This is a genomic window from Streptomyces sp. NBC_00669 (assembly GCF_036226785.1).
Lineage (GTDB): Bacteria > Actinomycetota > Actinomycetes > Streptomycetales > Streptomycetaceae > Actinacidiphila.
Genome location: NZ_CP109018.1, coordinates 1,409,363 through 1,421,409 on the forward strand (window position 1 = coordinate 1,409,363; position 12,047 = coordinate 1,421,409).

Here is a 12,047-nt window from a genome sequence, read left to right on the forward strand (position 1 = left end):
GTACCCCACGTCATAGTGGAGAGCGCGCCGCTCCACGTACGATCACGCAATGGCTGACATGACCGACACCACGCCCGGCTGGCTGGCTCCCGAGGAACTGGAGCTGGCCCGCGCTCGTATGCCGATCCTCTACGTCGACGCCGTGCCGGTGCGGGTCGACGACAACGGAGAAGTCACCCACATCGGGCTGCTGCTGCGCATCGGACCGGACGGGACGGTCAGCCGCAGCCTCGTCTCCGGGCGGGTGCTGCACCACGAACGGGTGCGGGACGCGCTCGTCCGGCACCTGGAGAAGGACCTCGGGCCGGTCGCGCTGCCGCGGGTGCCCGCCTCGCTCCAGCCGTTCACCGTCGCGGAGTTCTTCCCGACCGAGGGCGTCACGGCCTACCACGACCCGCGGCAGCACGCGGTCTCGCTCGCGTACGTCGTGCCGGTGGCGGGTGACTGCCGGCCGCGGCAGGACGCGCTGGACCTGGTCTGGTTCACCCCGGAGGAGGCGTCCTCGGCGCAGCTCCAGGAGGAGATGCCAGGCGGCCGCGGCATCCTGCTCAAGCAGGCACTGGCGCACGTCGGCCGCCTGGGCTGACCCTGTCCGGCCGCCTGGGCCGGACGGCACGGTCACCGGGTGGAGAAGGTCACCCGGTGAACCCGGTCACCCGGTCACCCGGTCACCCGGTCACCCGGTGAAGGTGTCCCCGGTCACGGTGACCTGGCGGCCCTGGGGCGTGCTGGTGGACGTGGTGCTGAGGCAGCTGCCCGAGCTCGGGTCGGTGTCGGCCGGGAGGCCGCCGGTGTAGTCGGTGCCGCCCTCCGAGCCGACCGGGGCGCCGTAGGTCACGGTGACCTGCTGGCCGCATCCGGCGGTCAGGTAGGGCTCGATGAAGCCGGAGTCGGCGGGCTTGAAGCGGCCCGAGTCGGACGGCAGGCTGAAGCTGCCGATGTGGGTCACGGTCGCGCCGGTCGCCTCGTCCACCACGTCCCCGGTCATGAGCTGGGTGTCCCCGGTGACGCTCGCCCGCTGCAGCACCAGCGCGTACATCGTGCCCTTGGTGTAGGCGAAGCGTGCTGCGCAGCTCACACCGGCCCCGCCGTCCGCGCCGTAGGAGCAGTTGGCGTCGGTCGTGGTGGCCGCGGCGTTGAAGGAGCTGAACACCGCCTGGAGGGTGGGGCGGCCGTCGGCGTCCACCTCCTTCGGCTGGAAGCCGGCGTACGGGCGGGTGCCGCTCTCCAGCGTCGTGTAGTAGGCGAAGTAGATGCCGCCGGCGTCGGGCGCGGACTCGAAGGACATCGGGAGCGTGAGCCGGCTGACCGGGGTCGGCGCGCCCGTGCTCCAGGAAGAGGTGGGCGTCGAGGCCCACGACTGCCCGGTCATGGCGACGCCGAGCAGCGCGGCCGCCCCGGCGACGGTCGCCGAGCGCAGCAGCGTACGGCGCCGGGAGCGGATACGGGTGCGGATACGGGTGGGGGTGGAGGTGCGGGACGCGGCGGGAGCGGGGCGGGAGGAGCCGGGGGAACGCGGGTCGGGTCGCATGTCATCTCCGGTGTGGGGCGGGCCAATGGATGCGGAACGGTGGTTCGGGGTGGGACGGTTGGGGGCCGCGTCGGTGGGCGAGGGCTCACGTCGGCTGCGGGCGGGGCCGGTCGGGGTGCGCGGGGCCGGGCCGGGTATCCGGGGTGGGGCGAGGGTGCGGCCGGGCCGGTTCGGAGCCGCCGGCCGGGTCGCGGCAGCGGGTGTTCCCGAACCGGCCGCGGCCGTCGGCGAGTCGGGCGGTCAGGCGGTCAGGCGGTCAGGCGGTCAGGCGGTCAGGAGTGGACGCGCACCTCGGCCAGGCCGATCCGGGCCGGGCCGGTGCCGGTCGCGGTGATCCGCACGTAGCGGCCGCGGGCGTGCAGGTGGTCCAGGATGCTGGGCCGCAGCGCCTTGCCGCCGAGGTGCACCGTGGTGGCCCGGGCGAAGTCGGGCGTGGCGCTGATCGACACGTCGACGTCGGCGGTGGCCATGGTGGCGTCGTTCCAGATCTCGATCCGGTCGATCGGGCGGACCGCGCCGAGGTCGGTCTGCCACCAGGAGCCGGCGCCGGAGAGCGTGAGCGCGTCGGTGGTGGTGTCGCCGTCGATCGCGTTCGCGGCCGTGGCCGTGCCGTCGGTGGCGGACTGGGTGGCCGTGCCGGCCCGGGCCAGGTCGGCGGGCAGCGGTTCGACGTGCGGGCCGTCGGCGCCCGCCCGGGCGGCGATCGCGGTGGCCTGGGCCGGCAGCGTGTCGAGCCGGGTGTGGTTGCCGGTCGCGACCGAGCCGGTGCCGGCCAGGGCGGGGGCGTCGGTGTCCGTCCAGTTGCCGGTGGCGGTGTTCTGGATGCCGTAGTCCGCCCAGTTGGAGATCCACTTGTAGCCGAGGCGGGTCAGGACGTTGTCCGCCACGGTGATGTGGGAGGACTGCTCGTCCAGGTAGATGCCGTTGCCGTCCCGCTCGGTGTTGCCGTACGCGGAGCGGTTGATGTAGTTGCCGGAGATCACCGTGCCCGGCTGGTCGCCTTGGGTGTAGATCGCGCCGCCGTCGTGCTGGCCGTCCTTGACCGCCATGACGTCGGTGATCCGGTTGTCCGTGATGTGGTTGTCGCGCAGCACCGACTGCTGCGCGCCGGGCTGGTTCCAGCCCCATCCGACGGAGACACCGGAGTACGGCAGGTGCTCCAGCGTGTTGTGGTCGACGGTCAGGCCGGCTTCGTAACCGGCCCAGATCCCGGCGGCGTCGGTGTACTCGACTCCGGCGTGGTCGATGGTGTCGTACGCCACCGTGTTGTCGGTGCCGGCGAGTTGAGGCGCCGGGTTCGGGTCGGTGTCGCCGATGTAGAGGGCGCCGGAGGACAGGTCGGTGAAGCGGGAGCGGGTGACCGAGGAGTGCTGGGTGCCGTCCTGGAGCACCGCCCCCGCGCCGCCGAGATGGGTGAAGTCGGCGCCCTGGACGTGTACGTCGCGGCCGCCGTCGACGGTGAGCGCGGCCGATGGCTTGGTGTAGTAGCGGCCGGACTGGTCGGCGGGGCCGCTCGCTCCGGTGAGGGTGAGGCCGGCCTGGGTGCCCGCGTACCCGTCCGCGGTGTCGGGCTGGTGGTAGGCGGCATAGGCGAAGCCGATGCCGGTCAGGTCCAGGTCGTGCGCGTGGTCGAGGACCGCGAGCTGCTCGGTGGCGGGGGTGACGGCCTGGTCGCGGCGCATGTCCTGCCCGGGCAGCGGCAGGTAGGTGACCGTGCGGGCCGCCGAGTTCCAGACGAACTCGCCCGGCGTGTCGAGGAGTTCGGGCGCGTTCTGGAACCAGGCGACGCCCGTGTAGCGGGTGGAGTCCACCGTGGTGGTGTCCCAGGAGGGGCCGGTGCGGCCGGTGCCGCTGGAGGAGTCGGCCCAGCACGGCTGCGCGAAGGTCAGCACGTCGCCGCTGACGCCGGTGACCCGGCACTGGTAGTTGCGCCAGCGGACCTTGATGACGGCGGTCACGTCGGTCGGACGGGCCCACCGCGCGATGCCGGTCGCGACGGCTCCGGTCAGGCCGTCCTTCGTCGCGTGGCAGACGCTCGCGGCGCAGGCGGCGCCCCGGGCCGGTGTGGCGCGCCGGCCGCCGACGAAGAGCTGACGGGCCGTCACTCCGGCGGGCACGGCGGCGGTCCAGGTGCCGTCGTGGTTCCTCGTCCAGCCGGTCAGGGTGCGGCCGCCGGACAGCACGGGGTGCGCGCCGGGTGCGGCGGCCCAGGTGACGGTGTGCCCGTCGCGGCCGGAGTCGTCCGGGCCGAGCGCCAGGGGCGCGGTCAACGGGTAGGTGCCGCCGCGCAGTTCGACCCGCACGTCCCGGTCCATGCCGCCGGCGATGTCGGCGCGGACCTTGGCCCGCGCGCCGTCCAGGGAGCAAGGGCGCGCACGGTCGCAGACGTCGCCGCTGCCGGTGGGCGCGGCCTGGTAGACGGTCGGGCCGGGCCGCGCGGCCGACGCGGCCGAGGTGGCGGACGCGGCGCCGGCGGGCAGCACGGTGGCGGCCAGCGCGGCGGCGGCGAGTACGGCGGTGCGGATGGTCGGCTTCACGCGCTCACGCTCCAGTCGGGGTGGCCCGGCATCGGGGGGTTGACGGCGCCGAAGAGCCAGTCACGCAGGAAGGGGTCGAGGGAGGAGTCCCCGGTGACCTGCACGGCGTGCCGGATGAAGTCCTCGCTCGACGCGTTGGAGTTCCTGAAGCGCTCCGGCCACAGCCGCATGATCCGGTCGAACCGCGCCTGGCCGGCCCGCATCCGCAGGGCGTAGAGCACGAGCGCGCCGCCGTCGTAGATGTTGGTGCCGCCGAGCGCGTTCGGCAGCCCGGGCGGGCCGTCGGCGGCACGGACGGCGTTCAGCGAGCCGTAGGTCTTCCGCATCGCGTCCGCCAGCACCGACCAGCCGCGCTCCTCGCTGTAGAGGGCCGCGTAGTACGTCGCCGGGCCCTCGTTGAGCCATGCCTGCTGCCAGTCGCGCGGCGTGACCGAGTCGCCCCACCACTGGTGGGTCAGCTCGTGCACCATCGTGTTCTCCCACGTCGGGTTGCCGTCCGCGTTGGGCTTGAACCAGTTGGTGCCGAACAGGCTCAGCGTCTGGTTCTCCAGGGCGTCGGTGTAGCCGCCGTAGATGTGCAGGCCGTACAGCGAGAACGGGAAGCGCCCGAACTTCGCCTCCAGCCAGGCGAGATGGTCCGCCGTCCGCGCCACCACCGGGGCGTAGGTGTCCTCCTCGCCCTGCGGGACGACGTGGCGCAGCGGCAGCCCGGTGTGGCTCGCGCCGTACAGGTAGGTGCCCTTGACGACGGCGATCCCGCACAGTTCGGTGGGCATCGGCTCGCGCAGCGCGAAGTGCCAGACCGCCGAGCCGTCCGAGCGTGGCGTCCTGCGCAGCAACTCGCCGTTGGCGGTGGCGACATAGCCCTCGGGGGCGCTGAGGTGGAAGGTCCACGCGGCCTTGTCGGAGGGGGTGTCGTTGCAGGGGAAGAAGGTGTCGGCGCGTGACGCCTGGGCGGCGCAGGCGAAGCCGCCGTCGGCGCCGAACACCCAGCCGCTGAGGCCGGACCGGTGGTCCTTGCCGTTGCCGTGGTAGCGGACCTCGACGGTGAACGGGGCCCCGTCGTGCAGCGGCCGGGCGGGGGTGACGGTCAGCTCCTGGCCGCTCTGCCCGAGCGAGAGCGCCCATGCCGCGTCCCGCCCGTCCACGGTCACCCGGTCGATGGTGTGCCCGTCGGTGTCGAGGTTGAACGCCGACAGGTCCTGGGTGGCCAGCGCGCGCATCGCCACGACGCCGGTGAAGTCGTAGCTGACCGGGGTGAAGTCGAAGGTCAGGTCGTAGTGCGTGACCCGGTAGCCGCCGTTGCCGAGGGTCGGGAAGAGCGGGTCGCCGACACCGGGCGCGCCCGGCTCGGGATCGAAGCGGTGGGTGGCGGACGCGGCCGACGCGGGGGCGGCGCCGGCCACGGCGACCGTCCCGGCGGCGACGGCGCCGACCGCGCCGGCCCGCAGGACGGTCCGGCGGCCGGGGGCGGTCGGGGCGGTCGCGGCGGCGGGGGCGGGGGCGGTTCGAGTACGGCGGGGGGCGGGCTCGTCGCTGGGCACTCTCACTTCTTCGCCCCCGTCTGCGCGGCCTCCTGGAACTCGGTCCTGGCCTTCTCGCCGCCCGCGGCGAGGTAGTTCTTCGTCAGCGTTCCGTACCAGGACATCGGCTTGCGGCCGGTGATCAGGTCCGCGACACCGTCGCCGAGCAGCGTGAGCAGGCTGCCGTAGCCCTTGGAGTCCCAGGTCGGCGAGGAGTAGCCGAGGGTGGGGTCGGGCGCCATCATCGGGATGAGGGTCGCGTACGCGTCGTGGCTGTAGCGCACGCCCTGCTCGGAGGTCGCGCTGAAGACCGCGGGCACCGCCGAGCCGAAGAACTTCCAGGGCACCGCGACGTCGGAGGTGCCCTTCGTGGTGAGCACGGGGTTGCCGCGGGCGTCCCTGGTGAAGTCGGTGCCCTCGACGCCGTAGTTGATGAGCGTGTACTCCACGCTGCCGAACGGCGAGGCGGCGAAGTCGGCGAAGGCCAGCAGCTGCCGCACCCGGTCACCGGACGCCTTCTTCAGGTGCACGTTCTGCAGCGAGACGTTGTCCATCCAGGAGACCGCGGTCTTGCCGAACGGCACCATCGGCCGCGGGTCGAAGCTCTTGTCGACGGCCTTCATGGCGTCGACGTAGCCGGTGCTGGGGGTGAGGTAGGAGGGCATGCCGTCGTAGACGTAGGCGGCCTTGCCGTTCATGAACATGTCGGTGTACTTGGCCTTCTGGGAGCCCGACATGCCGATCGAGCCCGGGTAGAAGCAGCCCGCCTTGTACAGCGTGCGCAGCGTCTCGACCGCCGTACGGAACTCGTCGGTCTCCAGCTGGTGAATGAACTTCCCCGTCCCGGCGTCCATCCGCCAGTCCTTCGGCGAACCGGTGCTCATCGCCACCAGGTTGGTGGCGCCGGCCATGATGGCGTACTGGTCCTTCGAGGGGCGGGTCAGCTCCTTGCACACCTTCACGAACGCGTCCGGGTCGGCGATCTCGCGCGGGTCGGTGACGCCGACCTCGGCGAACAGGTCGTGCCGGTAGAAGCCGGCGCCGCCGGTGCCCATCCGGGAGATCGGCACGCCGTACAGCCGGCCGCCGAAGATGGCGCCCTGCCACGCGGCCTTGGGGATCGCCGCGAGGTTCGGGTAGGCGCTGACCTTGTCGCCGGCCAGGTACGGGGTGAGGTCCGCGCAGGTGGCGGCGAGGAAGGCGGCCTTGTCGTCCACCCCGCCGGTCTCCGGGTACTCGAAGATGTCCGGCAGGCTGCCGCCGGCCACCATGGTCGAGAACTTCGTCGGGTAGTCGTCGGTGGGCACCGCGGTGACGTCGACCTCGGCGCCGAGCAGCTTCTCGATCTGCTGCCAGGCCGCGTTCTTCCCCCGGCCGGGCGGCGGCGGCATGAACGTCTCCGAGGTGGCCCGCACCGACTTGGCGCCCGCCAGCGGGGCGCCCTTGGTGGCGCGCAGCGGGGTGGCCGGATAGCGGTAGAAGCCCTGCGGGACGCCGGCCGCGGTGCCCGGCAGGTCGGGCTTGAGGCCGATGTCGCGGACGGTGGTGGCGGGCAGCAGGTCGGCGGCCTTCGCCGACGCCTTCGCGGTGCTCCCGCCGTCACCGCACGCGCTGAGCACGGGGGACGCGGCGAGGCCCAGGCCGACGCCGATGGCGGAGCGCAGCAGCGCTCTGCGGCCGAGGGAGGGGATGGCGGAACGGGACATGGCTCTCCTTGCCAGGAGTGGGGCAGGGTGCTGCAGGACGAGGCGGGCGGGGCTCAGCCCTTGACGGCGCCGGTGAGCACGCCCTTGGTGAAGTAGCGCTGGAGGAAGGGGTAGACGAGCAGGATCGGCACCACCGCGATGACGAGCACCGCCATCTGCACGGCCTCCTGCGGTGCCACGGTCTCGCCGGCCGCGGCGCCGCTCAGGCTCTGGCCCTGGAGCACATAGCTGCGCAGCACCATCGGCAGCGGCCACTTCGTGGAGTCGTCGAGGTAGAGCAGGGCGTTGAAGAACGCGTTCCAGTACGTCACCGCGTAGAAGAGGCTGACCACCGCGATGACGGCCTTGGACAGCGGGAGCACGATGCTGACCAGGATGCGCAGGTCGCCGGCGCCGTCGATGCGGGCCGCGTCGAGCAGTTCGGCCGGCAGGTTCATGAAGAAGGCCCGCAGCACCACCAGGTTGAAGGCGCTCATCAGCGTCGGCATCACCAGCGAGGCGTAGGTGTTGTACAGCCCGAGGTTCTTCACCAGCAGGAAGTTCGGGATGATGCCGGCGTTGAACAACATCGTGACCAGCGCCGTCATCAGGATGAGCCGGGAGCCGGTCACCTCGCGCCGGGACAGGCCGTACGCCATGCCGATGGTGAAGAGCAGGCTGACGAAGGTGCCGACGACGGTGACGCCGATGCTGACGAACAGGGCGCGCAGCACCACGCCGCCGGTGAAGACGGTGCGGTAGGCGGCCAGCGTCGGGTGGGCGGGCCACAGCACCAGTCCGGAGCTCTTGATGATGTCGGACTGGGAGGCGAAGCTGGTCGCGATGATGCCGATCATCGGGTAGGCGACGGCGGCCACCACCAGGACCAGGATCAGCGCCTTGCCCCAGCGCCCGATCAGGCTCGGCCGTTCCATCCACGGCGGCCGCCCCTCGGGCGCGGCGGCCCGGCGGCGGGCGTCGCGGCGGGCCTTGCGCAGCGCCTTCGCCCCGCTCCCGGCCGTGCCGGACTCCTCCCGGCCGGGGAGGGATCGCGTGACGTCGGTGGAATCAGCGGTCAGCACCGCGGTACACCCCCTCATGGCCCAGCCGGTGGGCGAACTTGTTGGCGCCGACCACCAGAACGGTGCCGACGACGGCCTTGACCAGGCCGACCGCGGCCGCGACGCCCCAGTCGTTGTCCTGGATGCCGTGGTAATAGACGTAGGTGTCGAGCACCTCGCCCGCGTCCGGTCCCACCGCGTCGCGCTGGAGCAGGATCTGCTCGAACCCGACGGACAGCAGGTTGCCGAGGTTGAGGATCAGCAGCAGCACGATCACCGACGAGATGCCCGGCAGCGTGACGTGCCACAGCCGCCGCCAGGGCCCGGCGCCGTCGATGGCCGCCGACTCGTACAGCCCGCGGTCGATGCTGAGCAGCGCGGCGAGGATGATGATCGTGCCCCAGCCGGCGTCCTTCCAGATCGACTCCAAGGTGAGCAGCCACGGGAAGGCGTGCGGGTCGGACATCATGTCGTAGCGCGGCAGGCCCACCTTGCCGAGCAGGTGCGGCAGCAACCCCGCGCCGCCGAGCACCTGCTGGAAGATCGAGACGATGATGATCCAGCCGATGAAGTGCGGCAGGTAGACCACGCTCTGCACGAACCGGCGCACCTTGCTGCTCATCACGCTGTTGAGCAGCAGCGCGAGCGCGATCGGCACCGGGAAGAAGAACACCAGCTGGATGACCGCGATCTCCACGGTGTTGCGGGTCGCGGACCAGAACGCCGGCTGGGAGAAGGCCGTCGAGAAGTTGGCCAGTCCCGTCCAGGTGCTGTGCATGTAGCCCAGGTAGGGCTCGTAGTGCTGGAACGCCACGACGTAGCCGAGCAGCGGCACGTAGTGGAAGACCACGAAGTACAGCAGGCCCGGCAGGGTCAGCAGCAGCATCACCTTGTCCCGCTTGAGCCGTTGCCACAGGGACGGCCGGTACACCGGCGGGCCGGCGGACGCGGCGCGCTCGCGCCGTCCGCTGCGCGGTGGACCTGTTGCGGTGTCAGCCATACGACGGGGTTCCTCTTCGACGGGGTGGCGCAGGGGTCGCCTCGGGCGGCGCCGGGGGTGTGATCGGATGTCTTCTGCTGCGAGAAAGTAGTAAGCGATTACGTCCAGCGTCAATAGTCTTCGTGAAAAGTCTGTGTTTCACGGCCGTGCGGCAGCCGGTTTGGCGAGCCACGAAACCCGTGGTCAGGCCGTATGTGCGGGCGTGACCAGCGGCGTTGGGCACCAGGAGGTTTCTTGACGGCCGCCCGGCCGAGTGCCTAGCGTGCTCTCGTCCGTAGTACACGTTTACTGTCCGGAGGCAGGGTGCGTAGCATCGATGAAGCGTCGGCTGGTCCCGCAGCGGAGGCCGGCGATCCACCGAGGCGGCCGCGCGCGCTGTTGACGATGAGCCCCGGCGCGGTCGACAACGTCTTCCCGCCGGCCGTGCGGCGCCGCCTGGCGGAGGTCGCCGACCTGCGCCGCCCGCACCCGGTGGACGACTTCTCCTCCGCCGCCGTGGCGGCCGAACTGGCCGACGTCGAGGTGCTGGTGACCGGCTGGGGCTGCCCCCCGGTGGACGCGGCGGTGCTGCGACGGGCGCCCCGGCTGCGCGCGGTCATCCACGCCGCCGGCACGGTGCGCACCTTCCTGTCACCCGAGGTCTTCGACCGCGACATCGTCGTCTCCTCGGCCGCGGCCGCCAACGCCGTACCGGTCGCCGAGTTCACGCTGGCGGCGATCATCCTGGGCGCCAAGCGGGTCATGCCGCTCGCCCGGCTCTTCCAGCACCGCCGCACCCACCGCACCGCGGCCGACCTCGACGGCCAGCACTGGCTCGGCACCCACGGCCTGACCATCGGGGTGATCGGCGCCTCGCGCACCGGCCGCCGGGTGATCGAACTGCTGCTGCGCACCCTGGACGCCCAGGTGCTGCTCTACGACCCGTACCTGCGCGACGGCGAGGCCGAACTGCTGGGCGCGCGGCGGACCGACCTGGACACCCTGGTGGCCGGCAGCGACGTGGTGACCGTGCACGCGCCCCAGACGCCGGCCACCCGCCACCTGCTCGACGCCCGGCGGCTGGCCCTGATGCGGCCGGGCGCCCTGCTGGTGAACACCGCGCGCGGCGCGCTGGTCGACATCGACGCGCTCACCGAACACCTGGTCAGCGGCCGGCTGGACGCGGTCCTGGACGTCACCGAGCCCGAACCGCTCCCCCCGCAGCACCCGTTGTGGACCCTGCCGAACGTCTTCCTGACGCCCCATCTGGCCGGCGCCCAGGGCAACGAGGCGGCCCGGCTCGGATCGCTGGCCGTGGACGAACTCGTCCGCTACACACGGCGCGAGCCGCTGCTGCACCAGGTGCGGCAGGCCAGCTGGGAGTATCTGGCATGACGGCGGCCGACCCGGTCGGGGAGAGGTGGCGCGAGGCCGCACCGCCAGACCATAGGCTCAGCGGAACGAGACGGCGGGCAGAGGGCGGCACGATGCGTCGGGCAGGTACGACATCCCAGGACGCGCGACGGCGCGCGACAGTCACCGACGTGGCACGGCACGCAGGTGTCTCCACGGCCACGGTGTCACGGGTCATGAACCGCAACTACCCGGTGGCCGCGGCCACCCGGGAACGGGTCGAGGCGTCCATGCGCGAACTCGGCTACGTCGTCAACGCCCACGCCCGCGCGCTCGCCGGGGTCTCGGCCCGCACCGTCGGCATCGTGGTCAACGAGGTGATCGACCCGTTCTACGCCTACATCGCGCGCGGCGTGGAGCGGGAGGCGGCCAGTGGCGACCGGCTGTGCCTGGTCTGCTGCACGCAGGGCGACCCGCAGCGCGAGCTGGCCTTCATCGAACTGCTCCACCAGCGCCGCGCGGACGCGGTGATCCTGGTCGGCGGCAGCGTGCAGGACCGCGGCTACGTCGCCGAACTGGAGCGCCGGGCGAGCGCGTTGCACGCCGACGGCAGCAAACTGGTGCTGTGCGGGCGGCCGGGCATCGGCGAGCGGGCCCCGACCGCGCAGGTGGAGTACGACAACGAGGGCGGCGCCTTCGCCATCACCGACCACCTGCTCACCCAGGGCCACCGGCGGATTCTCTACCTCGGCGGCCCACCGAGGCTGTCCACCAGCCGCGACCGGCTGGCCGGCCACCGCCGGGCGCTGAAGGCCCGGGGCGTCGAAGCCGACCCCGAGCTGGTCCAGCACGGCCCGTTCAGCCGCTCCTTCGGCCACCACCGGATGGCCGAACTGCTCGACGGGGGACCGGACTTCACCGCCGTCTTCGCGGCCAACGACATCGTGGCGGCCGGCGCCGCCCAGGCGCTCGAAGAGGCGGGCGTGCGGGTGCCGAAGGACGTCTCGCTGGTCGGCTACGACGACATCCCGGTCGCCCAGGAGCTGCGTCCGCGGCTCACCACCGTGCACGTCCCGCTGGAGGAGATGGGCCGCCAGGCGGTCCGGCTCGCCCTCGCCGACGGCGACGAGGACGACTGGCGCGAGCAGCCGAGCGGCGTCGTGCGGCTCGGCACGCACATCGTGGTCCGCGACTCGGTGGCACCGCCCGGCGGCGGCAGCCGGGCCCGCCGGGTGTGAGCGTTTACTAGCCCTCTCAGCCCGCTTGCCATAGTAAAAGACAGTAACTTCCCGGGCGTTCTTGCGCTCACATAGCAATCGCTTACATGCTGTCCGGCATCCGCTGAACGCTTCCACGCCTCATCTCAGCAGAGGAGTTC

General features: G+C 72.2%; 9 protein-coding genes. 3 read left to right on the plus strand and 6 right to left on the minus strand.

Translation table 11 applies throughout. The features are described from left to right. Positions 1-58 precede the first annotated feature (58 nt). Positions 59-586: an NUDIX hydrolase family protein gene (locus OG896_RS05640; RefSeq protein ID WP_329373730.1), complete on the plus strand. Its 528-nt coding sequence runs from the start codon at positions 59-61 to the stop codon at positions 584-586. A gap of 90 nt (positions 587-676) precedes the next feature. Here OG896_RS05640 and OG896_RS05645 read toward each other — a convergent pair whose 3' ends face one another. The 6 genes from OG896_RS05645 to OG896_RS05670 all read right to left on the minus strand — a co-directional run bounded on the left by OG896_RS05645 (position 677) and on the right by OG896_RS05670 (position 9,337). Next, positions 677-1,531 carry a hypothetical protein gene (locus tag OG896_RS05645; RefSeq protein ID WP_329362962.1) on the minus strand — a complete coding sequence of 285 codons (855 nt, stop codon included), beginning with the start codon at positions 1,529-1,531 and terminating at the stop codon, positions 677-679. Positions 1,532-1,803: 272 nt separating this feature from the next. Further along, entirely contained in the window at positions 1,804-4,068 is a 2,265-nt protein-coding gene (locus tag OG896_RS05650) for a right-handed parallel beta-helix repeat-containing protein (protein WP_329362965.1), read from the minus strand. Then, positions 4,065-5,612: a M1 family metallopeptidase gene (locus OG896_RS05655; RefSeq protein ID WP_329362967.1), complete on the minus strand. Its 1,548-nt coding sequence runs from the start codon at positions 5,610-5,612 to the stop codon at positions 4,065-4,067. Before OG896_RS05655 ends, OG896_RS05650 begins: the two co-directional genes overlap by 4 nt. Positions 5,613-5,614: 2 nt before the next feature. After that, positions 5,615-7,297, minus strand: coding sequence for an extracellular solute-binding protein (locus OG896_RS05660; protein WP_329362969.1), 1,683 nt, complete (start codon positions 7,295-7,297; stop codon positions 5,615-5,617). Between the two features lie 53 nt (positions 7,298-7,350). Continuing rightward, positions 7,351-8,211, minus strand: coding sequence for a carbohydrate ABC transporter permease (locus OG896_RS05665; RefSeq protein WP_329373731.1), 861 nt, complete (start codon positions 8,209-8,211; stop codon positions 7,351-7,353). A 133-nt stretch (positions 8,212-8,344) separates the two neighbouring features. After that, positions 8,345-9,337 carry an ABC transporter permease gene (locus tag OG896_RS05670; RefSeq protein WP_328471644.1) on the minus strand — a complete coding sequence of 331 codons (993 nt, stop codon included), beginning with the start codon at positions 9,335-9,337 and terminating at the stop codon, positions 8,345-8,347. Positions 9,338-9,721: 384 nt separating this feature from the next. Between OG896_RS05670 and OG896_RS05675 the strand changes: the two genes are divergently transcribed. After that, the gene (locus tag OG896_RS05675; protein WP_329362971.1) at positions 9,722-10,711 is read left to right on the plus strand and encodes a hydroxyacid dehydrogenase; all 990 of its coding nucleotides are present in this window, start codon (positions 9,722-9,724) and stop codon (positions 10,709-10,711) included. A 92-nt stretch (positions 10,712-10,803) separates the two neighbouring features. After that, positions 10,804-11,907: a LacI family DNA-binding transcriptional regulator gene (locus tag OG896_RS05680; RefSeq protein WP_329362972.1), complete on the plus strand. Its 1,104-nt coding sequence runs from the start codon at positions 10,804-10,806 to the stop codon at positions 11,905-11,907. Positions 11,908-12,047: the final 140 nt, after the last annotated feature.

Excerpts from the sequence above, each read along its gene's own strand:
- OG896_RS05660 (WP_329362969.1), bottom strand. The coding sequence starts at position 7,297 with ATGTCCCGTTCCGCCATCCCCTCCCTCGGCCGCAGAGCGCTGCTGCGC.
- OG896_RS05680 (WP_329362972.1), top strand. The coding sequence starts at position 10,804 with ATGCGTCGGGCAGGTACGACATCCCAGGACGCGCGACGGCGCGCGACA.
- OG896_RS05675 (WP_329362971.1), top strand. The coding sequence starts at position 9,722 with ATGAGCCCCGGCGCGGTCGACAACGTCTTCCCGCCGGCCGTGCGGCGC.
- OG896_RS05645 (WP_329362962.1), bottom strand. The coding sequence starts at position 1,531 with ATGCGACCCGACCCGCGTTCCCCCGGCTCCTCCCGCCCCGCTCCCGCC.
- OG896_RS05640 (WP_329373730.1), top strand. The coding sequence starts at position 59 with ATGACCGACACCACGCCCGGCTGGCTGGCTCCCGAGGAACTGGAGCTG.
- OG896_RS05665 (WP_329373731.1), bottom strand. The coding sequence starts at position 8,211 with ATGGAACGGCCGAGCCTGATCGGGCGCTGGGGCAAGGCGCTGATCCTG.
- OG896_RS05670 (WP_328471644.1), bottom strand. The coding sequence starts at position 9,337 with ATGGCTGACACCGCAACAGGTCCACCGCGCAGCGGACGGCGCGAGCGC.